The following is a 24,596-nucleotide window of genomic DNA, read 5'->3' as shown; positions in this document are numbered from 1 at the left end:
GCCAGCTGCCGTCCCCGACGACGCGGAGCCCACCCGACCGCTCGTCGGGGACCCTCCGGGCCCCACTCCTCCCGACCACCCCCCGCCAGCTGCCGTCCCCGACGACGCGGAGCCCACCCGACCGCTCGTCGGGGACCCTCCGGGCCCCACTCCTCCCGACCACCCCCCGCCAGCTGCCGTCCCCGACGACGCGGAGCCCACCCGACCGCTCGTCGGGGACCCTCCGGGCCCACTCCTCCCGACCATCGCCCCGGGGCGCGCGCCCGGTGATCATGAGGCACGATTCCTCCCGGTGGGTCCGCTCGTGCCGGGCGGCCCGACAGCCGCCCGTCGACCCCAGGAGGTCCCCCTCGTGGCCCACAGCGCACCGTCGAGCCCGTCCGGGGCACGGAGCACCACCCGTGTGGAGGAACCCTCCGTCGGCGCCCTGGTGCAGAGCGCCATGGCCGACGTCTCGACGCTGATCCGCAGCGAGATCGAGCTGGCCAAGGCCGAGGTCGGGAAGTCGGCGAAGAAGGCCGGCATCGGTGCCGGCGCCTTCGGTGCCGCGGGCGCCCTGCTCTTCTTCTCCGGGATCTTCCTCTTCGTCACCATCGCCGAGTTCCTCACCTGGCTGGGGCTGATCCGCTGGATCTCCTACCTGCTGGTCTGGCTGCTCCTGGTCCTCCTCGCCGGCATCGCCGCGTTGGTGGGCCGGCGGATGATCAAGAAGATCGAGAAGCCCGAGCGCACGATGGAGACCCTGCGCGACCTGCCCGAGGTCATGCACCGCGAGGCCCCGGGCCAGCGCCGCCGCGAGGTGCCGACCGTCACCGACGGCCGGGTGCAGCTGCGCGGCAGCGAGAACTACCGCGTCTGAGCGGCGCGCCGCGCGCGGACCGGTGAGCAGCCCCGAGGAGGAGCCGCCGGACGCCACCAGCGTCCTGCTGCCCGGCCCCTGGACCCACCGCGACCTGTCCGCCAACGGGGTCCGATTGCACGTCGCCGAGGCCGGGGAGGGCCCGCTGGTCCTGCTGCTGCACGGCTTCCCCGAGTTCTGGTGGGCCTGGCGGGCGCAGCTTCCCGCGCTGGCCGCGGCCGGCTTCCGCGCCGTCGCGCCCGACCTGCGGGGCTACGGCGGCAGCGACAAGCCGCCGCGCGGCTACGACCTGCCGACGGCGGCCGCCGACGTCGCCGCGCTGGTGCGGGCGCTGGGCGAGCGGGACGCCGCCGTCATCGGGCACGACTGGGGCGGGCTGGTGGCCTGGACGATGGCCGCGCTGCACCCGCGCAGCGTCCGCCGGCTGGCGGTGCTGTCCATGGCGCACCCGCGGCAGCTGCGCGCCGCGCTGGCCGACCGCGCCCAGCGGAAGGCCCTGCGGCACGTCCTGGGCTTCCAGCTGCCGCGGCTGCCGGAGCGGCGGCTGACCCGGGCCGACGACGACCCGGTGGCCGAGCTGATGCGCCGCTGGGCCGGGCCCGCCTGGACCTCCACGGCCGGCTTCGCCGAGGCGGTGTCCCGGTACCGCTCAGCCGCGCGCATCCCGCAGGCCGCCTACGGCTCGATGGAGTACTTCCGCTGGGCCGGCCGCTCCCAGCTGCGCCCCGACGGGCTGCGCTACGCCCGCCGGATGGCCGCGCCGGTGACCGCGCCGACGCTGCAGCTGCACGGCGGCCTGGACGCCTGCGTGCTCCCGTCGTCAGCCCGCGGCTCGGGGCGCTACGTGGCCGGCGCCTACGACTGGCGCGAGCTGCCCGCCGTCGGGCACTTCCCCCACGAGGAGGTCCCGGAGGAGGTCAACCGGGCGCTGATCGGCTGGGCCCGGTGACGTGCTGGAACGGCCACCCTTCAGGGTCCCGCCGGCCCCGTCCAGGGCACCGCCCCGAGCGTGCGAGGGGTGGGGAGGACGGGGTCCTTCTCCGAGGCGTGGGGGGAAGGCAGTCCTTCTACTCGCAGACGCCCGTCAGCACCGGAGCCGACGAGGCCAGGCCGGCCAGCGCCGCGTCCTCGACCTCCTCGTAGGTGAGGGCGTAGCCGGTCAGCGGGTCGTCGATCGCCGAGGCGAAGACGACGCCCAGCACCTGGCCCTGCGGGTCGAACAGCGGACCGCCGGAGTTGCCGGCGCGGACCTCGCCGCGGAGCGCGTAGACGTCACGGACGACGGTCTGCTCGTTGCGGAAGTCCGGGCCGCTGATGTCGGTACGGTCGCGCACCCGGGCCGGCCCGACGAACAGCTCACCGCCGCCGGGGTAGCCCATGATGATCGCGTCGTCCCCCGACTCGGCCGGCTCCGCGGCGAAGCTCAGCGGAAGCTGCGGCAGCCCGGGGACGGCGAGCACCGCCACGTCGGTCTCCTCGTCCACGTACACCGGGACGGCGTCGTACTCCACGCCCTCCGCGGTCACCACCGGATCGGTGACGCCGGCGAGCACGTGCGCGTTGGTCATCACCCGCTCGTCGGCGTACACGAAGCCGGAGCCGTCGATCTGCCGCGAGCAGGACAGCGCGACCCCGCTGATCTGCACCACCGAGCCCGCCACGTCGTCGACGACCGGGCTGCTCAGCAGGGCCTGGTCCGGCGCGGAGACGTCGGGCACCTGCGTGGGGGTCAGCGGGTCGAGGACGTCGGGCAGCCCTCGCCGGTCGATCGCCTCCCGCAGCGAGTCGTAGACCGCCCGGACGCCGGCCGGGACGCTGCGGTCGACCGCCTGCACCAGCGCCGACTGCCGCACCTGGCCGGCGACCTCGGGGAACGGCGCGGTGGCCAGCGGCGTGGCCACCATCCACGCGACGAGGAGAACCGCGACCGCCGAGAGCACCGCCCCGGCCACCGAGTCGACGACCTTGACCGGCTCCCAGGTGACCCGTTTGCGCACCGCTCGGCCGATCGCCCCGGTCAACAGCTGACCGAGCAACGCCCCGGCGAGGACGACGACCAGCGCGGCGAAGACCCGGGTGCTCGCCGTTCCGTCGAGGCGGTCGGCGATCGGGCCGGACAGCTGCGCGCCGAGGACCGCGCCGCCGAAGAAGCCGAAGAAGGAGGTGGCCGAGACGATGACGCCCTGACGGAACCCGGAGAAGGCGAAGAGGAGCGCCAGCCCGATGAGGACGAGATCGACGAACGACATGGCGGCGCTCAACCGCTGACCGTCATGGTGCCGTACTGCTGCAGCTGGGTGTGGAAGCTGCACTCGAAGGTGTACTCGCCGGGCGCGGTCACGGTGAACTCGATCGTGTCGCTCTCCCCAGGCGCCAGCAGCGAGATCTCGGCGTCGATCGGCTCGGGACCGGCGCCCGGGGTGAAGCGGAGGTTGTGCGCCATCTGCTCGGCGACGTTGACCACGGTCAGCCGCACCCGGCCGGGCGCGACGGTGAACGTGTCGGGGGTGAAGACGTAGTCGTCCTGGGTCTGCAGGGTGACCTCCTGGACGCCGTCGGGCGCCGTGGTCACCGTGCCGAGCGCCGGGCCGGACGACGGCGCCGCCGCCTGCCCGGCCGTCTCCCCGCCGCCCCCGCAACCGACCAGCAGGATCACTGCGGCAGCGGCCACCGCGGCCTTCTTGCAGAGGCCCCGGCTCCGTCCCGGGTCCCGCCCCGAGCGGCCCCGTCCCGAGGCTCCGGCCCCGTCCCGAGGCTCGGGCCCCGTCCCGAGGCTCGCGCCGAGCGTGCGAGGCGTGAGGAGGACGGGGTCCTTCCCCGAGGCGTGAGGAGGACGGGGTCCTTCCCCGAGTGGTGAGGAGGACGGGGTCCTTCCCCTTCTGCCGTTCATCGCGGGGGAACCGTACGCGTCGCGAGGCCGTCGGGCGCGGGGTCGGCCACCGTCGGCGCGGCGGCGTCCTCGTCCTCGGCCGGGTCGAGGGTGCCGGGCAGCTGGGGGCGCCGTGCCCCGAGCGCGGGCAGCGGCCGCACGTCGGTCGCATCCCAGGGGCGGGCGAGCCCCGCGGCCTCGAGGATGGCGTCGAGCAGGCCGGCGGTGAACCCCCAGACGACCATCCCGGCGACGCCGAACGCCGGACCGACGAAGCCCGACGGGTGGCGGGCGCGGAAGCGGTTGGCCGGATCGGCCAGGTCGGCCAGCGGCACCCGCGCCACGCGGGCCACCTCGCGGGGGTCGCCGACGGTGACGTCGCGCGGGTCCTCCCACCAGGCCACGACCGGCACCACGAGGTTGTCCGAGGGGCCGAGGAACAGCTCGGGCAACGTGGCCAGCACCCGCACGCCGTCCGGGTCGATCCCGGCCTCCTCCTCCGCCTCGCGCAGCGCGGTGCCCACGGGGTACTCGTCGCCGGGGTCGGCGCCGCCGCCGGGGAAGGCCGGCTGGCCGGCGTGGGTGCGCAGGTGCGCGGACTTCTCGATGAGCAGGACGTCGGCGCCGCGGGGGCCCTCGCCGAAGAGGATGAGCACCGCGGAGCGGCGGGCGGTCGCGGTCGGCCGGGGCATGCGGTGTCGCAGCGGCAGGTCGTCGCCCGCGTCGAGCAGCCGGCGGAGGTAGCCGGGCAGGTCGTCGTCGGCCGCGGGCGCCCCGGTCACAAGGTCACCCCGAGGTGCTCGGCCACCAGGCCCTCCAGCTGCTCGTACGAGGTCACCGGGCGCAGCTGCAGGTGTGCCACCGAGCCGTCGGCGCGGAGGAAGTAGGTGTAGGGCAGCCCGCGCAGGCCCTGCTCGATGGCCAGCTCGCCCTCGGCGTCGATGCCGGTGGGCATGGTGAGCCCCGCGTCCGCCGCGAAAGCGGCGCCGTTCTCGGCCGTGTCCTGGCTGACCAGTCCGACCACCCGCAGCCGGTCGCCGGCCTCGTCGGCCAGCTGCTGCACGATCGGCAGCTCCTCCCGGCACGGACCGCACCAGCTGGCCCACAGGTTGACCACCGTCGGCAGGCCCTGCGCCCTGCCGAGGGCCAGTCGCCCGCCGCCGAGGCAGTCCACGGTCACGTCGGCGAGCACCTCGCCACCCGAGGCCGCCTCGCCGGGCTGCTCGGGGCAGGGCGCGGTGGTGTTCTCCACCTCCGGTGCCGTGGGAGCGGCCGCGTCGTCCGGGGCACCCACGGCGTCCGACGTGCACCCGGTCAGCACGAGCCCGAGCGCCAGCGCGCCGGCCGCCGTCCTGCTGTGCACGCTCATTCGGTGTCGGAGGCGGCCGGGGTCTTGACCAGCTTCGTGGCGACCTCCGGATCGGTCGGGCCGATGCCGTACGAGGGGCACCAGCGGGCCAGGCCGCACGCGCCGCAGGCCGCCTTCTTGGCGTGGCAGACCCGCCGACCGTGGAAGATCACCCGGTGGCTGAACATGGTCCACTCCCGCTTGGGTACCAGCTCGGCGACCTCGGTCTCGACCTTGACCGGATCCTCCTCCGTCGTCCAGCCGAACCGTCGGACCAGCCGGCCGAAGTGGGTGTCGACGGTGAGCCCGGGGACGCCGAATGCGTTGCCCAGGACGACGTTGGCGGTCTTGCGGCCCACGCCGGGGAGGGTGACCAGGTCGGCCATCCGCGCAGGGACCTCGCCGTCGAAGCGCTCGACCAGCGCCTGCGCCAGCCCGAGCACCGAGTTGGCCTTGGCCCGGAAGAAGCCGGTGGGCTTGAGGATCTCCTCCAGGTCGGCGCGGTCGGCCCCGGCCAGCGTCGCGGCGTCGGGATACTTCGCGAACAGCGTCGGGGTGACCCGGTTGACCATCTTGTCGGTGGTCTGCGCCGAGAGCACGGTGGCGACCAGCAGCTCGAAGGCGTTGGCGAAGTCGAGCTCGCAGTGGGCGTCCGGGTGGATCAGCGCCAGCTCGCGGGCCATCCGCCGGGCCCGCCGGGTGCGTGCCAGCGGCGTCTCCTGCGGGTCGAACGGGGAGCCGCCCCGGGCAGCGGCGCGGCGGGCGCGCGGCGGGACGGGCCGGGCGTAGGCGGGCGAGGACACGCGGTCGAGGGTAGGCGGATCCGCTGACGTTCCAGGGCCCGTGCCATCATCGCAGCCGCCGTCGCCGGCTTTCCGTGCGACGACCCGGGGTACACAGGAGTGCACGCGCGGAGCCGGCCGGCCCGGCCCGCGTCCTGCGACGAGGAGAGAGGAGGAACGGTGGTCGCCCTCAGCGTCATCCTGTTCCCACCCCTGGTCATCGCCTTCCTGCTGGTGATGGAGCGCGTCGAGGAGCCGCTGCGCCGGCCGACCGGACCCCGCGAGGTGGCCGAGTTCCTCTCCACCGCGAGCCCTGGCGAGGTCGACACACTGGCCAACTCCGGCATCCGCCGCGCCATGGCGCGCTGGCGACGCCGCCGCGCCTCCCGTGTCCGTCGTGAGGCCGAGCCGCCCATCGTCTGATCGAGGACCCCCTTGCCCCCCACCACCCGCAAGCTCGCGGCGGGAGGCTGCAAGGGGGCCACCGTCCTGCCCACCCCTTCGCGGGCTCGGGGCGGTGCCGTGGACGGGCCGGCCTCATCCCTTGGAGTCGCGTCGTGTCTCGCCGATCGGGTGATGATCCGCACAGCCCCCTAGACTCATTCCGGACGGCGCCGCGAGGGGCGGATGCCGACCGGGCCCGGTCGCCTGCCGGCCCTCAGGTGGTGTGTGTGCGAGAGGACGCGTAGTGGACGAGGTGCTGGCCCAGTCCGGGCTCTTCCAGGGGCTGTCGGAAGAGGCGGTGGACCCGGTCGCCAGCCGCCTGGAGACCGTGACGCTCCCCCGCGGCCGGGTGGTGTTCAACGAGGGCGAGCCGGGTGAGAGTCTCTACATCGTCATCTCCGGCAAGATCAAGCTCTCCCGCCGCTCTCCGGACGGCCGCGAGAACGTCCTGGCCGTGATGGGTCCCTCGGACCAGTTCGGTGAGCTGTCGGTGTTCGACCCCGGGCCGCGCACCGCGACCGCGACGGCCGTCACCGACGTCAAGCTGGCCCGCATGCCGCAGTCGGTGCTCCGCCCGTGGATCGAGGCCCACCCGGAGGTCGGCGAGCGGCTGTTGCACGTGCTGGCCCGCCGGCTGCGCCGTACCAACGACTCGGTCGCGGACCTGATCTTCACCGACGTCCCGGGCCGGGTCGCCAAGGCGCTGCTGCAGATGGCCGACCGGTTCGGCAGCCGCGAGGGCGAGGGACTGCGGGTCAAGCACGACCTCACCCAGGAGGAGCTGGCCCAGCTGGTCGGCGCCTCTCGCGAGACGGTCAACAAGGCGCTGGCCGACTTCGTGCACCGCGGCTGGATCCAGCTGCAGGGCAAGTCGGTCGTCGTCCTCGACGAGGAGCGTCTGCGCCGCCGCGCACGCTGACACGTCGGCCTACCGGCCGTGGTCGTCCACCGATCGAACGTCAGAGGCCCGGAACCGGTCAGGTTCTGGGCCTCTCGCGTCCGACGCTCACGAAGGGAGTGGCACGACCAACCGGATGCGGGTGCCGTCGGGCAGCACCGCCCAGCGGCCGTCGGGCTCGTCGGCGAAGCTCGGGCTGATCGGGTGCAGCGGCTCGGGCGGCGACCCGGCCAGCGCCGCCGCCACGTCGGCGAACGGCTCGAGCTGGCCCAGCGTGTGGATCGTCGGAGGCAGCATGGGCCGGGCGCCCGCGGTCAGCTCGGCCAGGGCGGCGGTCGGCGTCAGCCAGGCCGCCTCGTCGGCCTCCCCGGTGACGTGCCGAGCCTCCTGCCCGACCGGGAGGGCCGCCGCGAAGAACTTGGTGTCGTACCGCCGCGGCTCGACCGGCGGGGTGATCCAGTGCGCGAAGGGCCGCAGCAGGTCCGACCGCAACGCCAGGCCGCGGTCGGCGAGCAGCTCGGCCAGCGAGAGCTCCCGGGTCAGCAACGCCTGACGTTGGGCCTCCCAGTCATCGCCGGAGACGTCCGGAACGACGTCGCTGCCGTCGGCGGACCCCGCGAGCAGGACGCCGGCCTCCTCGAACGTCTCCCGGACCGCGGCGCAGACCAGTTCCCGCGCCGTGCGCTCGTCGCAGCCGAACGCCTGCGCCCAGCGGTCCGGTGACGGGCCGGCCCAGGCCGTCTGCACGTCGCCGTCCCGCGGGTCGACGCCGCCGCCCGGGTACGCGGTCATCCCGCCGGCGAACGGCATCCCGCGGGTGCGCCGGAGCAGGTAGACCTCGAGCCCGGGGACGCCGTCCCGCAGCAGGAGCACGGTGGCTGCCTGGCGCGGTTCCGCGCTCACCTCAGCTCGACCGTCAGTTCGACCTCGACGGGAGCGCCCAGCGGGAGTTCGGCCACGCCGACCGCGCTGCGGGCGTGTCGGCCGGCTTCACCGAAGACGCGGCCCAGCAGCTCGCTGGCCCCGTTCACCACGCGCGGCTGACCGGTGAACCCCTCGGCGCTGGCCACGTAGCCGACCACCCGGACCACGCGGGCCACCGAGTCCAGGCCGACCAGGTCGTCGATGGCAGCCAGGGCGTTGAGGGCGCACAGCTTGGCGTCGTGCGCGGCGTCCTCCGGATCGACCGAGCCGCCGACCTTGCCGGTGCGGCGCAGCCCGCCGTCGACGAAGGGCAGCTGGCCGGAGGTGTGGACCAGCTGGCCCGTGCGCACCGCCGGGACGTAGGCGGCGACCGGCGCGGCCACCGCCGGCAGCCGGATGCCGAGCTCGGCCAGCCGGGCGTGCCAGCTCTGGGTCTGCGGACCGGTCATGACCGGGTCAGCCGACCGGGCGCTTGAGGTACGCGACGGGCTGGTCGGCACCGCCCGGGCCGGGCAGCACGGTGACCAGCTCCCACCCGTCGACACCCCACGAGTCGAGGATCGCCTTGGTGTTGTGGATCAGCAGCGGGATCGTGGCGTACTCCCACCTCGTGCGGGCCGTTTCGCTCATGGGCGCGACGCTAGCGCAGCCACGTCGCGGCGTGTCGGGGCGCACACGCTCGCGGGAGGCCCAGGTGGCGCGCTGCTCCTACGCTCGATCTCGTGAGCCCCGACCCGTCCTCCGTGCGCTGTCACGTCGTCACCGGCAAGGGCGGGACCGGCAAGACCACCGTCGCCGCGGCCCTCGCGCTCGCCCTCGCCGCCGACGGCCGTCAGGTGCTGCTCGTCGAGACCGAGGGCCGCCAGGGCATCGCGCAGCTGTTCGACACCCCTCCACTGCCCTACGAGGAGCGGCGCGTCGCGGTCACCCGCGGCGGCGGCGAGGTGAAGGCCCTGGCGATCGACGTCGAGGAGGCTCTCCTCGAGTACCTCGAGATGTTCTACAACCTGCGGCGGGCCGGCCGGGCGCTGCGCCGGGTGGGCGCCGTCGACTTCGCCACGACGATCGCCCCGGGCCTGCGCGACGTGCTGCTCACCGGGAAGGTCAAGGAGGCGGTGACCCGTCGCCGCGACGGCCGGCTCGTCTACGACGCCGTCGTCGTCGACGCCCCGCCGACCGGCCGGATCACCCGCTTCCTCAACGTCACCGGCGAGATGGCCGGGCTGACCCGTTCCGGCCCGATCAAGACCCAGAGCGACGGCGTCATGGCCGTGCTGAAGTCGCCGCAGACGGCGGTGCACCTGGTCACCCTGCTCGAGGACATGCCGGTGCAGGAGACCGCCGACGCCATGGCCGAGCTCACCGCGGTCGGGCTGCCGCTGGGCTCGGTGGTCGTCAACATGGCCACCGAGCCGGTGCTGCCCGAGCACGACCTGACCCGCGCCGCCGAAGGCCGGCTGACCGGTGCCGACCTGGCTCCGGCCCTGGCGGCCGCCCAACTGCACGAGGTCCCGGCGCTGGCCGACGCGCTCGCCGCCCAGGCCGTCGAGCACGCCCGGCGCTGGGCCGCCCAGGACGAGCTGCGCGACGAGGTCGAGGCGCTCGACCGGCCGACCGTGGAGCTGCCGCTGCTGCCGGGACCGATGGACCTCGGCGCCCTCTTCGAGCTCGCCGGCCGACTGGAGGAGCACCTGCGGAGCGAGGTGGCGGCATGACGCAGACGGTCGAGCGCTCGCGCCGGCCCGCCCGCCCGGCCGCGCCGCCCGCCCCCGAGGCGCTTCCCCTCGAGCTCGCCGAGCTGGTCACCGATCCGGACACCCGGATCGTGGTGTGCTGCGGCGCCGGCGGTGTGGGCAAGACGACGACGTCGGCCGCCCTGGCGCTGGCCGCGGCGGAGGTCGGCCGCACCGTCGTCGTCCTCACCATCGACCCGGCGCGCCGGCTGGCCCAGTCGCTCGGCCTGCGGGAGCTCGACAACGAGCCCCGGCGGGTCGACGTCCCGGGGGCCGAGGGCGAGCTGCACGCGATGATGCTGGACATGAAGCGCACCTTCGACGACGTCGTCGTGGCGCACTCGACGCCCGAGCGGGCCGAGCAGATCTTCGAGAACCCCTTCTACCAGGCGCTGTCCTCGTCCTTCTCCGGCACGCAGGAGTACATGGCCATGGAGAAGCTGGGCCAGCTGCGGGCCGGCGAGAAGTGGGACCTGATCGTCGTCGACACCCCGCCGTCGCGGTCGGCGCTGGACTTCCTCGACGCCCCCAACCGGCTGGGCCGCTTCCTGGACGGCACGATGATCCGGTTGCTGGTGGCGCCGAGCCGGGCCGGGTTCAAGTTCGCCAGCGCCGGCTTCCTGTTCTTCAGCCGGATCATCTCGAAGATCCTCGGCGGGCAGCTGCTGCGCGACATCTCCTCGTTCGTGGCTGCGCTGGACACCATGTTCGGCGGGTTCCGGGAGCGGGCGAACGCCACCTACGAGCTGCTGCGCCGGCCGGGCACCTGGTTCGTCGTCGTCGCCACCCCCGAGCCGGACGCGCTGCGGGAGGCCTCCTACTTCGTCGACCGGCTCTCTACCGAGCAGATGCCGCTGGCCGGGCTGGTCCTCAACCGCACCCATCCGCCGACCACGACGGCGCTCTCCGCGACCCGCGCCGACGGCGCCGCCGAGGAGGTCCTCGAGGCCGGCGGCGAGGGGGCCGAGCTCGTCGCCGGGGCGCTGCGGGTGCACGCCGAGCGGATGGCGCTGGCCACCCGGGAGCAGCACCTGGCCGACCGGTTCACCAGCGCCCATCCGGAGGTCGCCGTCCGCACCGTGCCGGCCGCCGCCGGCGACGTGCACGACCTCGACGGGCTGCGCGGCATGGCCGACGCGCTGACCGGCCCCGACGCCGACACGCCGACGGCAGTGCCGCGGCGGCGCATCCTGCCCGCGCGCCGTCGCTGAGCGCGACGCGGGAGGCCCGACGCCACGTACATTGGCCCGCGATGTCTGCCGACGCCCCCGCCCGCCCCCGGGTCCTCGCGAAGCTCGCCGCGACGATCGTCCTCGCCGGAGCCCTGGTCGCCGGCCTGCTGCTGCCCTTCGTGGGGGGCACCGGCGTGGTCGCGCGCAACTCCGCGTCCCTGCTCGGCACCTTGCCGACGGAGCTCACCGACGAGACACCGGCGGGCAGCACCCGGGTGCTGGCGGCCGACGGGTCCCTGATCACGATGTTCTACCGGCACAACCGGGCGCCGGTGGCCTCCGACCGGATCGCCGACGTCATGAAGCAGGCGCTGGTCGCCATCGAGGACTCCCGCTTCGAGGAGCACAACGGCCTCGACGTCCAGGGCACGTTGCGGGCGCTGGCGACCAACGTGGCGGCCGGCTCGGTGCAGGAGGGTGGCTCCACGCTGACCCAGCAGCTGGTCAAGCAGACCCTCGCGCAGACCGCCGACACCCCGGAGGAGCGGCTGGCGGCCACCGAGGAGAGCCTGGGCCGCAAGCTGCGGGAGGCGCGGATGGCCCTCGCCCTCGAGGAGGAGTACTCCAAGGACGAGATCCTCACCCGCTACCTGAACCTCGTGTACTTCGGCCAAGGGGCCTACGGCGTCCAGGCCGCGGCACAGCGCTACTTCAGCGTGGACGCAGCCGACCTCACGCTGCCGCAGGCGGCGATGCTGGCCGGTCTGGTGCAGAGCCCGTCCCTCGACGACCCGATCAACAACCCCGAGAACGCGCTGGAGCGCCGCAACCTCGTCCTGCAGCGGATGCTCGACCTCGGGATGATCGACCAGGCCCAGTTCGCCGAGGTCTCGGCCCAGCCGGTGCAGGTGGCGCCCGGCGGCACCCCGCCCAACGGCTGCGTCGACGCGGCGATCGGTGGCTTCTTCTGCGCCTTCGTGCAGCAGTACCTGACCCAGGACCTGGGCATTTCGCAGACCCTGCTGGAAAACGGCGGGTTGACGGTCCAGACGACGCTGCGGCCGGACGTGCAGGCGGCCGGTGACCAGGCCGTGCTCGGCACCCTGGCGATGGGTGACCCCCTGGTCGGTGTCTACACCGTCGTCGAGCCGGGCACCGGCCACGTGCTGGCCATGGCGAGCAACCGCCGCTTCGGCTGCGACGGCCCCGAGTGCGAGTCGGTCAACTTCAACGTCGTCCCCAGCAAGGGCGCCGGGTCGACGTTCAAGGTGTTCACCGCCGCCGCCGCGCTCGAGGCCGGGTTCGCGCCGTCCCACACCATCACGACACCCGAGCCGTACCTCTCGCGCGTCTACCAGGACTGGGACCCCGACCTGGGTCGCCCGAAGCCCTACTCGGTCCAGAACGTCGGGACCAACTACCCCAGCACCCTGACCCTGGAGGAGGCCCTGTACTGGTCGTCCAACACCTACTTCCTGGCACTGGAGGACCAGCTGGGCTCGGTCGAGGGCCCGGTGCGGATGGCCCAGCGGCTGGGGATGCACTTCGATGCCGCCAACCAGTTCCCCGCGGAGACGATCATCTCCGAGAACCGCGGCTCGTTCACCTTCGGCACCGACGCGACCAGTCCCCTCGACCTGGCCAACGCCTTCGCCACGCTGGCCGCCAGCGGCACCCGATGCGAGCCCACCCCGGTCACCGCGGTGCTCGACCGGAACGGGCAGCCGCTGACCGGCGCGGACGGTCAGCCGCTCGCCACCGGGGACCGGTGCACGGAGGCGGCCGTGCCGCCCGCGGTGGCCGACACGATGACGTCGATGCTGCGCAAGGACGTCGAGCCCGGCTTCCGTGGGCAGACCGGCGCACGGGCCTACGTCCCCGGCCACCAGATCGCCGGCAAGACCGGAACCAACCAGGGTCGGGACTCGGTCAGCTTCGTCGGCTACACCCCGCAGTACGCGGCGAGCGTGATGGTGTTCAACCCGCTGGCCAATCGGGACGTCGGGGCGTACGGCGGCGCCCTGGGCGCCGGCATCTGGGGGGACGCGATGACCCCCATCCTGACGGCACAGGCGCCGGTGCCCTTCCCCGCGGCTCCGGTTCCCGCGCCCGCTCCGTCACCGGCCGCGCCCGCCGCGGCGCCGGCCCCGGAGGCGGCTCCGGCGCCCACGCCGGCTCCCGCCGACCCGGCCGCCAGGCAGATGCCGGCCGAGGAGCCGACCCCGGCCGACGGCACCGACGCCGACACCGGTGGTGGGGACGGCACCGGCTGGATCAACTACAACGGCGGCCAGACGCCGTGGAACGGCGGCGGGTGAACCGACCGCCGCAGGAGGCGGTACCCGCGCTGACGGCTACCGACGGCGCTCAGCCGAGCTGGCGACGCACCTCGGCGGCGACGCGGCCACCCTCGGCCCGGCCGGCGACCTCGGCCTGGACCGCGCCCATCACGCGGCCCATGTCCTTCATGCCGCCGGCCCCGGTACGAGTGATGACGTCGGCGACCAGCGCAGCCAGGTCGGCGTCCTCCAGCTGGGCGGGCAGGTAGGCCGAGACCACGCCGCCCTCGGCCCGTTCGCGGTCGGCCTGTTCGGTGCGACCGGCGGTGGCGAACGCCTCCGCGGCCTCCCGGCGCTTCTTCGCCTCCCGGCGCAGCACCGCCTGCACCTCGTCGTCGGTGAGCTCGCGGGCCTCCTTGCCGGCCACCTCCTCGGCGCTGACAGCGGCCAGCACCATCCGCAGCGTCGCGGTGCGCAGCTCGTCGCGGGACTTCATCGCGGTGGTCAGGTCGGCGCGCAGCTGTTCCTTGAGGTCCGGCACGGGTCCAGCCTGGCACGTGCCCCGAACGCGTGCGCCCGTACCCTGGGCTGTCGTGCGCGCGACCACAGCCCTTCCCATCGCCGTCCTCGCCTCGGCGACCGCGGGGATCGCCTACGCCTCGCTCTACGAGCGCAACCGCTGGACGCTGCGCCGCTTCGACGTCCCGGTGCTCGCCCCCGGCTCGGCGCCGCTGCGGGTGCTGCACCTGTCCGACCTGCACATGACCGCCGGGCAGCGGTCGAAGCAGGAGTGGGTGGCCTCGCTCGCTGCGTTGGAGCCGGACCTGGTGGTCGACACCGGTGACAACCTGGCCGGCATGGACGCCGTCCCGGGGACGCTCCGGGCGATGGGGCCGCTGCTGGACCTGCCCGGCGCCTTCGTCCTGGCCAGCAACGACTACTACGCGCCCCGGCCGAAGAACCCGCTCAAGTACTTCTGGCCCGACCACAAGCGGGTGCACGGGGCCGAGCTGCCCTGGCGGGATCTGCGCGACGGGCTCACCCGCCGCGGCTGGCTCGACCTCACCAACGACCGGGGCGAGCTGACCGTCGGCGGACGGCGGATCGTGTTCGCCGGCGTCGACGACTCGCATGCGGGTCGCGACCGCTACGACCGGGTGGCCGGTCCCGCCGACCCGGGCGCGGATCTGCGGATCGGGCTGGCGCACTCCCCCGAGCCGCGGGTGCTCGACCGGTTCGCCGCCGACGGGCACGACCTGCTGCTGAGCGGGCACACGCACGGCGGGCAGCTGCGGGTGCCCTTCTACGGGGCGCTGGTGACCAACTGCGGCATCGACCGCGACCGGGTCCGCTGGCTGCACCGCTGGGCCGAGCCCTCGGCCGGCAACCCGCACGGCACCTGGCTGCACGTATCCGCCGGGCTGGGCACCAGCCCCTACGCTCCGGCCCGGTTCGCCTGCCCGCCGGAGGCGACGCTGCTCAGGCTGACCGCCCGTCAGGACTGAGCCAGGCGTCGGCTAGACTCGGTCCGTACCTCGGGGTGTGGCGCAGCTTGGTAGCGCGCGTCGTTCGGGACGACGAGGTCGCAGGTTCAAATCCTGTCACCCCGACGCTGCTCAGGGGCCGCCGCGAGGCGGCCCCTGAGTCGTTCCGCGGGTCGGGGAGGATGGACGGGTGAGTGCAGAGCCCGCCGCCCCCGGTTCCGCCCCGGACGCCGGAGCGGCCACGCCGCCGGCCCGGTCGCCCGCAACCGCTCTGCCGCCCGAGGTCACCGCCCGCTGGCAGGCTCGCTTCCGCGCGCCCAGGGTGAGCCTGCCCGACTGGGCGCTGGAGGCCCCGCACCGCAGCCTGTACGCCTCCGACGTCAGCGGCGTCGTCGAGCAGTACGCGTGGGACCGTACGACCGACGTCCACCGGCAGGCCACCGACCGGGCCAACGGCACGCTGATCGGCACGCTCAGCCCGGACGGCGAGACGATCTGGTGGTTCGCCGACACCGACGGCGACGAGTTCGGCGTCTGGATGGTGCAGCCCTTCGCCGGCGGGGACGACCGCGTCGCCGTCCCGGAGGTCGGCCCGGCCTATCCGGCGGGGCTGGAGATCGGCACGCGGATGGTGGCGGTCGGCCGCTCCACCGACGACGGCTCCGAGCTGTGGCTGGCCCCGGCCGGCGGCAGCCCGCGCGTGGTCTACCGGCACGAGGACCCGGCGTCGGTCGACGCCCTGACCCACGACGAGGACCTGCTGGCCATCTCGCACTCCGAGCACGGCGACCCGCGCTACCCGGCGCTGCGGGTGCTGCGGACCGAGGACGATGCGGTGGTCGCCGACAAGTGGGACGGCGAGGGCCGGGGACTCCACGCGCTGGAGTTCGCGCCCCTGCCCGGCGACCGGCGGCTGCTGGTCGGCCACGAGCGCCGCGGCCGCGAGGAGCTGCTCATCTGGGACGTCGGGACCGACACCGAGACCGAGGTCGTGCTCGACCTGCCCGGCGACGTCACCGCCGGCTGGTACCCCGACGGCTCGGCGCTGCTGGTCGGGCACGACCACGCCGCCCGCAGCGAGCTCTACCGCTACGACCTGGCCAGCGGCGGGCTGGAGCGGCTGGACACCCCGCGCGGCGTCGTCCGCGGCGCCACCGCCCGCCCGGACGGCACCGTGGAGCTGGCCTGGTCGAACTCGGAGCGGCCGCCGGTGATCCGGCGGGCCGACGGCCCGGTCGTGCTCGCCGCGCCCGGGGAGGAGCCGCCGGCCGCGTACCCGGTGGAGGACCGCTGGGTACCCGGCCCGGGCGGCGACATCCACGCCCTCGTGGTCCGCCCGGCCGGGGAACCGCCGTATGCGACGGCGTTCCTGGTGCACGGCGGCCCGGAGGCGGCCGACGACGACTCCTACCGCGCCCGCCGGGCGGCCTACGTCGACGCCGGATACGCGGTCGTGCACGTCAACTACCGCGGGTCGACCGGCTACGGCAGCGCCTGGCGGGATGCGCTCACCGGCCGCCCGGGGCTCACCGAGCTCGAGGACGTCGCCGCGGTGTACGACGCGCTCGTCGCCGAGGGCCTCGTCGACCCGGGCCGTGCCCTGCTGACCGGGGGCTCCTGGGGCGGTTTCCTCACCCTGCTCGGCCTCGGCACCCAGCCGGAGCGCTGGACGGCCGGGATCGCCGAGGTGCCGGTGGCCGACTACCTGGCCGCCTACGAGGACGAGATGGAGGGCCTGCGGGCCTACGACCGGGCGCTGTTCGGCGGCTCACCGGAGGAGGTGCACGACGTGTACGTGCGCTCCTCGCCGATCACCTACGTCGACGCCGTCGCCGCGCCCGTGCTCGTCGTCGCCGGCGCCAACGACCCCCGCTGCCCGATCCGGCAGATCGACAACTACCTGATCCGCCTGGAGGAACTCGACAAGCCGCACGAGGTGTACCGCTTCGACGCCGGCCACGGCTCGCTGGTCATCGAGGAGACCATCCGCCAGGTCGAGGCGGCCTTGAACTTCGCTCTACGACACGTGAAGCCGTGACACTGTCGGTCTACCGGCCGACACCGCGGCCAGGTGCCGTCCCCGACGTGCGCTGAGCCGGAACCCGCCCGACCTCGGGGGACCTCCGGGCCTCCGCTCGGCCGGACCCGGCTACACCGGTCCGCACCCGTAGGTGGTCGGCTCTCAGGCCTTCCGGCCCGCTGCCACCAACTCCGCGATCTGGATGGTGTTCAACGCCGCGCCCTTGCGCAGGTTGTCGTTGCTCACGAACAGCGCCAGGCCGCGACCGCCCTCCACGCCCGGATCCTGCCGGATGCGGCCGACGTAGCTCGGGTCGCGCCCGGCCGCCTGCTGCGGGGTCGGGACGGCGGACAGCTCCACCCCCGGCGCGGTGGACAGCAGCTCGGTGGCCCGCTCGACAGTGAGCTCACGCTCGAATTCCAGGTTCAGCGAGAGCGAGTGCCCGGTGAAGACCGGCACGCGCACGCAGGTGCCCGACACCCGCAGGTCGGGGATGCCGAGGATCTTGCGGCTCTCGTTGCGGAGCTTCTGCTCCTCGTCGGTCTCGGACGAGCCGTCGTCGACCAGCGAGCCGGCCATGGGCAGCACGTTGAAGGCGATCGGCCGCACGTACTTCGCCGGCTCGGGGAAGGTCACCGCCGACCCGTCCTGGGTGAGCTCGGCGGCCTTGTCGACGACCGCCTTGACCTGGGTGTCGAGCTCCTCGACGCCGGCCAGCCCGCTGCCGGACACCGCCTGGTAGGTGCTGGCGACGATGCGCACCAGCTGGGCCTCGGCGTGCAACGGCGCCAGGACCGGCATCGCGGCCATCGTGGTGCAGTTGGGGTTGGCGATGATGCCCTTGCGCGTCTCGCCGAGGGCGTGCGGGTTCACCTCGGCCACGATCAGCGGGACGTCGGGGTCGCGGCGCCAGGCCGAGCTGTTGTCGATGACGGTCACGCCGGCCTCGGCGAACCGCGGCGCCTGCACCCGCGAGGTGGAGGCACCGGCGGAGAACAGCGCGACGTCCAGGCCGGCCGGGTCGGCGGTCGCGGCGTCCTCGACGGGGATCTCACCGTCCCCCCACGGCAGCGTGCTGCCGGCAGAGCGGGCGGAGGCGAAGAAGCGCAGCTCGCTGATCGGGAAACGACGCTCGGCGAGGATCTGCCGCATGACGCCGCCGACCTGGCCGGTGGCGCCGACGACACCGACCCGCAGCCCGTCGGTCGGAGACGTGGCTCCCTGAGACGTCATCGTCCGGTCCCTCCGTAGACGACCGCCTGCGCCTCCTCGGTGCCGAGGTCGAAGGCGTCGTGCACCGCGCGGACGGCGAGGTCCACGTCGGTGTCCCGGCACACCACGGAGATGCGGATCTCCGAGGTGCTGATCAGCTCCAGGTTGACACCGGCGTCGGCCAGCGCACCGAAGAACCGCGCCGACACGCCGGGGTGCGACCGCATGCCCGCCCCGACCAGCGACACCTTGCCGATGTGCTGGTCGAAGGTGACGTCGGTGTAGCCGACGGTGTGCTTGACCTTCTCCAGCGCGGCGATCGCCGCCGGACCGTCGCTCTTGGGCAGCGTGAAGGAGATGTCGGCGAGCTTGCTGGCCGCGGCCGACACGTTCTGCACGATCATGTCGATGTTGATCTCGGCCTCGGCGAGCACGCGGAAGATCTGCGCGGCCTCGCCGGGCCGGTCGGGCACGCCGTAGACGGTGATCTTGCCTTCGGAGCGGTCGTGCGCGACGCCGGTGATGATGGCCTGTTCCACCGTGAGGTCCTCCATCGAGCCGGTCACGACTGTGCCGGGGAGCTGGGAGTAGGAGCTGCGGACGTGCACCGGGATGCCGTAGCGGCGGGCGTACTCGACGCAGCGCAGCATGAGCACCTTCGCCCCCGAGGCGGCGAGCTCGAGCATCTCCTCGTACGTCACGGTGTCCAGCCGCCGGGCGTTCGGCACGATCCGCGGGTCGGCGGTGAAGACGCCGTCGACGTCGGTGTAGATCTCGCAGACGTCGGCCCGGAGCGCAGCGGCGACAGCGACGGCCGTCGTGTCGGAGCCGCCGCGCCCCAGGGTGGTGACGTCCTTGGTGTCCTGGCTGACGCCCTGGAAACCGGCGACGATGACGATCGAGCCGTCGTCGAGCGCGCTGCGCAGCCGGCCGGGCGTGACGTCGATGATCCGCGCCTTGCCGTGGCTGGAGGTGGTGATCACCCCGGCCTGCGACCCGGTGAACGACCGCGCCTCGTAGCCGTGGGTGTTGATCGCGATGGCCAGCAGGGCCATGGAGATGCGCTCGCCCGCGGTGAGCAGCATGTCGAGCTCGCGGCCGGGCGGGGTATCGGTGATCTGCGCCGCCTGGTCGAGCAGCTCGTCGGTCGTGTCGCCCATCGCGGAGACCACGACGACGACGTCGTCGCCGTCCTTCTTGGCCGCCACGATCCGCTCGGCGACGCGCTTGATGTGCGCGGCGGAGGCGACGGACGAACCGCCGTACTTCTGGACGACGAGGGCCACGGGTCCACAGGCTACCGACGTCCGCGCGGCCGGCGTGGTTGCGTCCCCCGGCACGGCGAGATGTGATCACCCGGTGGACGACCCGGAGCGGTGGCTGCTCAGCGCCGAGGAGCGCGGTAACCCCGCGACGACGCTGCCCGCCTGGACCGCGGGCAACCTCGCCGTCCCGCTCGTGCACGGGGCGGCCTACTTCGACCGCCTGGTGGAGGCCGTGCAGGCCCTGGACGAGGGCGACCACCTCTTCTTCACCGACTGGCGGGGCGACCCGGACGAACAGCTCCGCCCGGGCGGGCCCACGGTCGCGCAGCTGTTCACCGACGCGGTGCGCCGCGGCGTCTGCGTCCGCGGGCTGGTGTGGCGCTCGCACTTCGACTGGCTGTCGTTCAGCAAGGAGGCGAACCGGGCCCTCGACGCCGAGATCGAGGACGGCGGCGGCGAGGTGATCCTCGACCAGCGGGTGCACCGCCTCGGCAGCCACCACCAGAAGTGCGTCGTCCTGCGGCACGACCAGGACCCGACCAGGGACGTCGCCTTCGTCGGCGGCATCGACCTGTGCCACGGCCGCCGGGACGACGCCCGCCACGCCGGCGACCCGCAGCCGCTGGCGATGGCGTCGGCCTACGGGCCCAACCCGCCCTGGCACGACGTGCAGCTCATGGTTCGCGGACCGGCCGTGGGCGTGCTGGACACCGTCTTCCGGGAACGGTGGGACGACCCCACGAGCCCGGACTCGCACAACCCGCTGGCCTACGTGCGCGACCGGTTCCGGCGCGCCGACCTGGTGGCCGCGCCCCTGCCGCCGCAGCTCCCCCCGCCGCCGCCGTGCGGACCGCACCTGGTGCAGAACCTGCGCACCTACCCGGCGATCCGGCCCGGATACGAGTTCGCACCCCGCGGCGAGCGATCCATCGCCCGCGGCTACTCGAAGGCCATCCAGCGGGCCCGCCGGTTGGTCTACCTGGAGGACCAGTACATGTGGTCGGCCGACGTGGCGCGCCTGTTCGCCGAGGCGCTGACTGACCACCCCGAGCTGCACCTGGTCGTCGTCGTCCCGCGGGTGCCCGACCAGGAGACCGCCTTCTCCTCGCGGCCCCAGTACGTCGGCCGCTGGCAGGCGCTGGAGATGTGCCAGCGGGCGGGGCGCGACCGGGTGCACGTGTTCGACGTCGAGAACCACGAGGGGACGCCGGTCTACGTGCACGCCAAGGTCTGCGTCGTCGACGACGTCTGGGCCAGCGTCGGGAGCGACAACTTCAACCGCCGCTCCTGGACCCACGACAGCGAGCTGTCCTGCGTCGTCCTCGACACCGCCCGCGACCCCCGCGAGCCGCGGGACCCCGCCGGCACCGGCGACGGGGCGCGGGTGTTCGCCCGCGACCTGCGGCTGGAACTGGCCCGCGAGCACCTGGACCGTGCCACCGACGGCAGCGAGGACGACGGGCTAGTCGACCCCGAGGAGTTCGTCGCCGCCCTCGAGGAGAGCGCAGCGACGCTGGACGCCTGGCACGCCGGCGGCCGCGGCGGCCCTCGTCCGCCCGGCCGGCTGCGCCCGCACCGCGCCGAGCGGCTCCCGCTGTCCACCCGGCTGTGGGCGACACCGGTCTACCGTCTGATCGACGACCCCGACGGCCGCCCCTGGCGGATGCGCCAGACCCGCAGCTTCTGACCCGCCCGCGCCACTCGGCCCCAGACACCTCCTCCCCGCACGCTCGTGCTCTGCCCAGGACCGTGGGCAGAGCACGACGGCGAGCGGGGCAGTGTCCCCTCTCGGAGAGTTGTGCTCTGCCCAGCACTGTGGGCAGAGCACGAGCTTCCACAGGTGCACATGCCGGGCCCGCGGTGGCCGGCGTCGGCGGGACCCTCGACCCCGTGACCGACCCCGCGCACAGCGGCATGCTGCGCCGCATCCGCCGAGTCGCCGACCTGTCCCAACGGGAACTGGCCGCGCGCATCGGGGTCTCGAAGTCCGCGGTGGCGGCGGCCGAGAGCGGCAGGTCCGGCCTGGACGTCAGGGTGCTCGGGCGAGCGGCCGAGCTGGCCGGCTTGCGGCTGGCGCTGGTGGACGCCGGCGGCCGGGAGGTGCCCGGGATGGACCCGGAGGCGGTCCGGGACAGGGCGGGCCGGTACTACCCGGCCCACCTCGACACCCGCTACGGCGACGAGGAGTGGTGGTACTCGCACCAGGGTCACGGCCACGACCGCGAGCAGCCCTGGTACACCTTCGACCGCGCCCGCTGGGTGCGCGACTGGCACCGGGCGCGGGACGGCACGCCGGACGACCATCAGCTCCCGCAGCCCGGCGACTCGCCGAAGGCCCGCGCCCACGCGCGCCGGGACACGCACTGGCGCGCCGTCGCCGAGGAACGGCAGCGACGGTTCCTCGCCGGCGAGTTCGCGCACGTCGACCCCGGCCTGACCTGCAGCTGTCCGCCGGAGTGCGACGAGGTCGACGACGGCTCGGGTCCGGCCCGGCACGCCACCGTTTGCGCGTGTGGCTGCGACCTGGGCTGACCCGCTGCTACCGTGGTCCTGTGCGCGGCAGCCTCCTGCTTACCCGCCGCGGCGAGGCCCTCTCCTAGGTCGGCCCCCTCGCCGCGGAGATCCTGCCGTGGCCGAGCGCGTCCCCGGCGCCTGCTGACCGCCCCACCGGAGCTGAGTCCAGCCCGCGCCAGAGGAGCGAACCCCCCGTGAGCAGGAACATGAGCGAGAACCACCCGCACGTCCGGAACCCCCAGCAGCCGTCGGGGATGCCGATCCACCGCTACGTCCCCTTCACCCCCGTGGTGCTGCCCGACCGCACCTGGCCGGAGAAGGTCACGACCCAGGCCCCGCGCTGGTGCGCCGTCGACCTGCGCGACGGCAACCAGGCGCTGATCGACCCGATGACGCCCGACCGCAAGCGGCGGATGTTCGAGCTGCTGGTCCGCATGGGCTACAAGGAGATCGAGGTCGGCTTCCCGGCGGCCAGCCAGACCGACTTCGACTTCGTCCGCCAGCTCATCGAGGACGACCTGGTACCCGACGACGTCACCATCCAGGTGCTCACGCAGGCCCGTGACGAGCTGATCGAGCGCACCTTCGAGTCGCTGCGCGGAGCCGACCAGGCCATCGTCCACCTCTACAACTCGACGTCCACCCTGCAGCGGCGGGTCGTGTTCGACTCCGACCGGGCCGGCATCGTCGACATCGCCGTCCACGGCGCGCAGCTGGTCCGCAAGCTGGCCGAGCAGATGCCCGAGACCGAGATCCGGTACCAGTACTCGCCGGAGTCCTTCACCGGCACCGAGCTCGACTTCGCCGTCGAGATCTGCAACGCCGTCACCGACGTGTGGGAGCCGACCCCGGACCGGCCGACGATCGTCAACCTGCCGGCGACCGTCGAGATGGCCGAGCCGACGGTCTACGCCGACCAGATCGAGTGGATGAACCGGAACCTGGGCCGCCGGGACTCCGTCGTCCTGTCCCTGCACCCGCACAACGACCGCGGCACCGCCGTCGCCGCCGCCGAACTGGGCTTCCGGGCCGGGGCCGACCGCATCGAGGGCTGCCTGTTCGGCAACGGCGAGCGCACCGGCAACGTCGACCTGGTGACCCTGGGGCTGAACCTGTTCAGCCAGGGCATCGACCCGCAGGTCGACTTCTCCGACATCGACGAGATCCGCCGCACCGTCGAGTACTGCAACCAGCTGGGTGTGCACGAGCGGCACCCCTACGGCGGTGACCTCGTCTACACCGCCTTCTCCGGCTCGCACCAGGACGCGATCAACAAGGGATTCACGGCTCTCGAGGCCGACGCCGCGGCGGCGGGCAAGCAGGTCGACGAGATGCCGTGGGCGGTCCCGTACCTGCCGATCGACCCCAAGGACGTCGGCCGCAGCTACGAGGCCGTGATCCGGGTGAACAGCCAGTCCGGCAAGGGCGGCGTCGCCTACATCATGAAGACCGAGAACCACCTGGACCTGCCGCGCCGGCTGCAGATCGAGTTCAGCGCGGTCATCCAGCGGCACACCGACGACGAGGGTGGCGAGGTGACCGCCCAGCAGATGTGGGCGGCCTTCTCCAGCGAGTACCTGCCCGACCCGGACGCGCCGTGGGGACGGTTCGCGCTCGCCGGCCACCGGCACCGGGCGCACGGCGACCAGCTCGACGAGATGGTGGTCGAGCTGACCGACGGCGGCGTCCCGGTCACCGTCGAGGGCCGCGGCAATGGCCCGATCGCAGCCTTCGTCGACGCGCTCAGGGGCCTCGACGTCGACGTCCGCGTCCTCGACTACGCCGAGCACGCCATGTCCGCCGGCGGAGACGCGCGCGCCGCGGCCTACGTCGAGTGCGCCGTCGGCGACCGCGTGCTGTGGGGCGTCGGCATCGACCCCAACATCGTGAGCGCGTCGCTGCGCGCGGTCGTCTCGGCGGTGAATCGGGCCCAGCGCTGAGGACCGGACCGTGGGCGGAGCGCCGGACGACGCCCCGCTCACGATCCGGTCGCGACATCATCGGCGCAGGTCCGCCGTACCGCGTCCGCCGGTGCGGCCGGGTGACGCGGTGTCCCTCACCCTCCGGGTGCCCGACGGTGCCCGTGCCCGCGACTGCTACGAGTCGGTGCTGGGCTGGTCGGCGGCTCCGGGCCGCCGACCCGACGGCTGGCAGGTCGAGGGGCCGGTGCCGATGGGCGGCAGAGCCGGCGAGCCCGGCATCGTCCCGATGTACGCGGTCGACGACCTCGAGGTGGCCGTCGCCGGTCCGGACGGCGGGCGGCGAGGCCGGCGAGGTGGAACGGAACAGCAGTCCTCCGGCCGGTCGGCGCTGTGCCGCGACGACCAGGGGCTGCCGTTCCGGCTGGCTCAGCCGGGCTGAAGAAGGACCCCGTCCTCCTCACCCTTCGCGAGCTCGGGGCGAGCCTCGGGACGGGGCCGCGTCGGCGGGCTCGTCACCGCGCGCCTCGCCGGGGCTGCGCGGCGCCACGCCCAGCTCGTCGACCACCATCCGGTCGCGGCGCACGTGTCGGCGACGGTAGGCCACCCGGCTCACCATGTGCGCGCTGATCGGCGCCGTGAGCGTCTGGAAGACCGCGACCAGCAACAGCATCCAGGTGGCCGACCAGCCCTGCAGCCGGATCGCACCGCCGACCATGATCAGCAGGATGCCCAGGACCTGCGGCTTGGTGCCGGCGTGCATGCGGGTGAGCACGTCGGGGAAGCGCACCAGGCCCAGCCCGGCGGTCAGGCACAGCAGCGACCCGAGCAGCAGGCAGGTCGCGGCCACGACGTCGGCGACAACCCCCATCAT

At 73.9% G+C, this 24,596-nt stretch carries 25 protein-coding genes and 1 tRNA gene; 14 read left to right on the top strand and 12 right to left on the bottom strand.

The window, feature by feature from the left end; genetic code table 11:
- Nucleotides 1-403 precede the first annotated feature (403 nt).
- Both E4P41_RS10515 and E4P41_RS10510 read left to right on the top strand, forming a co-directional pair.
- Nucleotides 404-859, top strand: a complete 456-nt coding sequence (locus E4P41_RS10515; RefSeq protein ID WP_245177255.1) for a phage holin family protein — start codon at nucleotides 404-406, stop codon at nucleotides 857-859.
- A 22-nt stretch (nucleotides 860-881) separates the two neighbouring features.
- Nucleotides 882-1,808, top strand: coding sequence for an alpha/beta hydrolase (locus E4P41_RS10510; RefSeq protein WP_135141200.1), 927 nt, complete (start codon nucleotides 882-884; stop codon nucleotides 1,806-1,808).
- Nucleotides 1,809-1,926: 118 nt separating this feature from the next.
- On the opposite strand, the gene E4P41_RS10505 is transcribed toward E4P41_RS10510, so the two are convergent.
- From E4P41_RS10505 to nth, 5 genes are all read right to left on the bottom strand, one after another.
- Nucleotides 1,927-3,120, bottom strand: a complete 1,194-nt coding sequence (locus tag E4P41_RS10505) for a MarP family serine protease (protein WP_245177254.1) — start codon at nucleotides 3,118-3,120, stop codon at nucleotides 1,927-1,929.
- On the bottom strand, nucleotides 3,117-3,530 hold the full coding sequence (locus tag E4P41_RS10500; RefSeq protein ID WP_135141199.1) for a plastocyanin/azurin family copper-binding protein: 414 nt from the start codon (nucleotides 3,528-3,530) through the stop codon (nucleotides 3,117-3,119). The genes E4P41_RS10505 and E4P41_RS10500 overlap by 4 nt, the downstream gene beginning before the upstream one ends.
- Before the next feature lie 215 nt (nucleotides 3,531-3,745).
- Nucleotides 3,746-4,510 carry a CoA pyrophosphatase gene (locus E4P41_RS10495; RefSeq protein ID WP_135141198.1) on the bottom strand — a complete coding sequence of 255 codons (765 nt, stop codon included), beginning with the start codon at nucleotides 4,508-4,510 and terminating at the stop codon, nucleotides 3,746-3,748.
- Nucleotides 4,507-5,097 (bottom strand): TlpA disulfide reductase family protein, encoded by a 591-nt coding sequence (locus tag E4P41_RS10490; protein ID WP_135141197.1) that lies wholly within the window; start codon nucleotides 5,095-5,097, stop codon nucleotides 4,507-4,509. The genes E4P41_RS10495 and E4P41_RS10490 overlap by 4 nt, the downstream gene beginning before the upstream one ends.
- A complete protein-coding gene (nth, locus tag E4P41_RS10485) occupies nucleotides 5,094-5,879 on the bottom strand; it encodes an endonuclease III (protein ID WP_209307645.1) in 786 nt (261 codons plus the stop codon). The genes E4P41_RS10490 and nth overlap by 4 nt, the downstream gene beginning before the upstream one ends.
- 159 nt (nucleotides 5,880-6,038) lie before the next feature.
- On the opposite strand from nth, the gene E4P41_RS10480 reads away from it, so the two are divergent.
- Both E4P41_RS10480 and E4P41_RS10475 read left to right on the top strand, forming a co-directional pair.
- Nucleotides 6,039-6,281, top strand: coding sequence for a hypothetical protein (locus E4P41_RS10480; protein WP_135141196.1), 243 nt, complete (start codon nucleotides 6,039-6,041; stop codon nucleotides 6,279-6,281).
- Between the two features lie 265 nt (nucleotides 6,282-6,546).
- A complete protein-coding gene (locus E4P41_RS10475) occupies nucleotides 6,547-7,221 on the top strand; it encodes a Crp/Fnr family transcriptional regulator (RefSeq protein ID WP_135141195.1) in 675 nt (224 codons plus the stop codon).
- An 87-nt stretch (nucleotides 7,222-7,308) separates the two neighbouring features.
- On the opposite strand, the gene E4P41_RS10470 is transcribed toward E4P41_RS10475, so the two are convergent.
- From E4P41_RS10470 to E4P41_RS22085, 3 genes are read right to left on the bottom strand one after another with little or no spacing between them, the layout of a single operon-like run.
- Entirely contained in the window at nucleotides 7,309-8,103 is a 795-nt protein-coding gene (locus E4P41_RS10470) for an NUDIX domain-containing protein (protein ID WP_135141194.1), read from the bottom strand.
- Nucleotides 8,100-8,573, bottom strand: a complete 474-nt coding sequence (locus E4P41_RS10465) for a RidA family protein (protein WP_135141193.1) — start codon at nucleotides 8,571-8,573, stop codon at nucleotides 8,100-8,102. The genes E4P41_RS10470 and E4P41_RS10465 overlap by 4 nt, the downstream gene beginning before the upstream one ends.
- A gap of 7 nt (nucleotides 8,574-8,580) precedes the next feature.
- Complete coding sequence (locus tag E4P41_RS22085) at nucleotides 8,581-8,754, bottom strand: hypothetical protein (RefSeq protein WP_167761022.1); 174 nt, start codon at nucleotides 8,752-8,754, stop codon at nucleotides 8,581-8,583.
- A gap of 92 nt (nucleotides 8,755-8,846) precedes the next feature.
- On the opposite strand from E4P41_RS22085, the gene E4P41_RS10460 reads away from it, so the two are divergent.
- Genes E4P41_RS10460 through E4P41_RS10450 form a run of 3 tightly spaced genes read left to right on the top strand, consistent with a single transcriptional unit; the run spans nucleotide 8,847 to nucleotide 13,347 of the window.
- Nucleotides 8,847-9,839, top strand: coding sequence for an ArsA-related P-loop ATPase (locus E4P41_RS10460; RefSeq protein ID WP_135141192.1), 993 nt, complete (start codon nucleotides 8,847-8,849; stop codon nucleotides 9,837-9,839).
- Nucleotides 9,836-11,068, top strand: a complete 1,233-nt coding sequence (locus E4P41_RS10455; protein ID WP_209307644.1) for an ArsA family ATPase — start codon at nucleotides 9,836-9,838, stop codon at nucleotides 11,066-11,068. The genes E4P41_RS10460 and E4P41_RS10455 overlap by 4 nt, the downstream gene beginning before the upstream one ends.
- 41 nt (nucleotides 11,069-11,109) lie before the next feature.
- A complete protein-coding gene (locus E4P41_RS10450; protein ID WP_135141191.1) occupies nucleotides 11,110-13,347 on the top strand; it encodes a transglycosylase domain-containing protein in 2,238 nt (745 codons plus the stop codon).
- Between the two features lie 49 nt (nucleotides 13,348-13,396).
- Here the strand turns inward: E4P41_RS10450 and E4P41_RS10445 are convergent, their stop codons facing one another.
- The gene (locus tag E4P41_RS10445) at nucleotides 13,397-13,849 is read right to left on the bottom strand and encodes a GatB/YqeY domain-containing protein (RefSeq protein WP_135141190.1); all 453 of its coding nucleotides are present in this window, start codon (nucleotides 13,847-13,849) and stop codon (nucleotides 13,397-13,399) included.
- Nucleotides 13,850-13,901: 52 nt separating this feature from the next.
- Between E4P41_RS10445 and E4P41_RS10440 the strand changes: the two genes are divergently transcribed.
- The 3 genes from E4P41_RS10440 to E4P41_RS10430 all read left to right on the top strand — a co-directional run bounded on the left by E4P41_RS10440 (nucleotide 13,902) and on the right by E4P41_RS10430 (nucleotide 16,830).
- Nucleotides 13,902-14,813: a metallophosphoesterase gene (locus E4P41_RS10440; RefSeq protein WP_135141189.1), complete on the top strand. Its 912-nt coding sequence runs from the start codon at nucleotides 13,902-13,904 to the stop codon at nucleotides 14,811-14,813.
- A 31-nt stretch (nucleotides 14,814-14,844) separates the two neighbouring features.
- Nucleotides 14,845-14,918 (top strand) — tRNA-Pro (locus tag E4P41_RS10435).
- 64 nt (nucleotides 14,919-14,982) lie between these two features.
- Entirely contained in the window at nucleotides 14,983-16,830 is a 1,848-nt protein-coding gene (locus E4P41_RS10430) for a prolyl oligopeptidase family serine peptidase (RefSeq protein WP_245177253.1), read from the top strand.
- A gap of 144 nt (nucleotides 16,831-16,974) precedes the next feature.
- Here the strand turns inward: E4P41_RS10430 and E4P41_RS10425 are convergent, their stop codons facing one another.
- Both E4P41_RS10425 and E4P41_RS10420 read right to left on the bottom strand, forming a co-directional pair.
- Entirely contained in the window at nucleotides 16,975-18,045 is a 1,071-nt protein-coding gene (locus E4P41_RS10425) for an aspartate-semialdehyde dehydrogenase (RefSeq protein ID WP_135141188.1), read from the bottom strand.
- Nucleotides 18,042-19,310: an aspartate kinase gene (locus E4P41_RS10420; RefSeq protein WP_135141187.1), complete on the bottom strand. Its 1,269-nt coding sequence runs from the start codon at nucleotides 19,308-19,310 to the stop codon at nucleotides 18,042-18,044. The genes E4P41_RS10425 and E4P41_RS10420 overlap by 4 nt, the downstream gene beginning before the upstream one ends.
- A 73-nt stretch (nucleotides 19,311-19,383) precedes the next feature.
- Here E4P41_RS10420 and E4P41_RS10415 point away from each other — a divergent pair, with 73 nt between their 5' ends.
- From E4P41_RS10415 to E4P41_RS10400, 4 genes are all read left to right on the top strand, one after another.
- A complete protein-coding gene (locus E4P41_RS10415) occupies nucleotides 19,384-20,976 on the top strand; it encodes a phospholipase D-like domain-containing protein (RefSeq protein WP_209307643.1) in 1,593 nt (530 codons plus the stop codon).
- 203 nt (nucleotides 20,977-21,179) lie between these two features.
- Nucleotides 21,180-21,821 carry a helix-turn-helix transcriptional regulator gene (locus tag E4P41_RS10410; protein ID WP_135141185.1) on the top strand — a complete coding sequence of 214 codons (642 nt, stop codon included), beginning with the start codon at nucleotides 21,180-21,182 and terminating at the stop codon, nucleotides 21,819-21,821.
- Nucleotides 21,822-22,057: 236 nt separating this feature from the next.
- The gene (leuA, locus tag E4P41_RS10405; protein ID WP_348536479.1) at nucleotides 22,058-23,743 is read left to right on the top strand and encodes a 2-isopropylmalate synthase; all 1,686 of its coding nucleotides are present in this window, start codon (nucleotides 22,058-22,060) and stop codon (nucleotides 23,741-23,743) included.
- 109 nt (nucleotides 23,744-23,852) lie between these two features.
- Nucleotides 23,853-24,164, top strand: coding sequence for a hypothetical protein (locus E4P41_RS10400; RefSeq protein WP_135141184.1), 312 nt, complete (start codon nucleotides 23,853-23,855; stop codon nucleotides 24,162-24,164).
- A gap of 18 nt (nucleotides 24,165-24,182) precedes the next feature.
- On the opposite strand, the gene mnhG is transcribed toward E4P41_RS10400, so the two are convergent.
- Nucleotides 24,183-24,596: a monovalent cation/H(+) antiporter subunit G gene (mnhG, locus tag E4P41_RS10395; protein WP_245177257.1), complete on the bottom strand. Its 414-nt coding sequence runs from the start codon at nucleotides 24,594-24,596 to the stop codon at nucleotides 24,183-24,185.

The sequence above is a fragment of the Geodermatophilus sp. DF01-2 genome (assembly GCF_004571065.1).
Lineage (GTDB): Bacteria > Actinomycetota > Actinomycetes > Mycobacteriales > Geodermatophilaceae > Geodermatophilus.
This window is presented reverse-complemented; position numbering and strand designations above follow the sequence as displayed.

Coding starts and splice junctions, on each gene's coding strand:
- E4P41_RS10490 (WP_135141197.1), bottom strand. CDS start 5,097: ATGAGCGTGCACAGCAGGACGGCGGCCGGCGCGCTGGCGCTCGGGCTC.
- E4P41_RS10465 (WP_135141193.1), bottom strand. CDS start 8,573: ATGACCGGTCCGCAGACCCAGAGCTGGCACGCCCGGCTGGCCGAGCTC.
- E4P41_RS22085 (WP_167761022.1), bottom strand. CDS start 8,754: ATGAGCGAAACGGCCCGCACGAGGTGGGAGTACGCCACGATCCCGCTG.
- E4P41_RS10455 (WP_209307644.1), top strand. CDS start 9,836: ATGACGCAGACGGTCGAGCGCTCGCGCCGGCCCGCCCGCCCGGCCGCG.
- E4P41_RS10450 (WP_135141191.1), top strand. CDS start 11,110: ATGTCTGCCGACGCCCCCGCCCGCCCCCGGGTCCTCGCGAAGCTCGCC.
- E4P41_RS10425 (WP_135141188.1), bottom strand. CDS start 18,045: ATGACGTCTCAGGGAGCCACGTCTCCGACCGACGGGCTGCGGGTCGGT.
- leuA (WP_348536479.1), top strand. CDS start 22,058: ATGCCGATCCACCGCTACGTCCCCTTCACCCCCGTGGTGCTGCCCGAC.
- mnhG (WP_245177257.1), bottom strand. CDS start 24,596: ATGATGGGGGTTGTCGCCGACGTCGTGGCCGCGACCTGCCTGCTGCTC.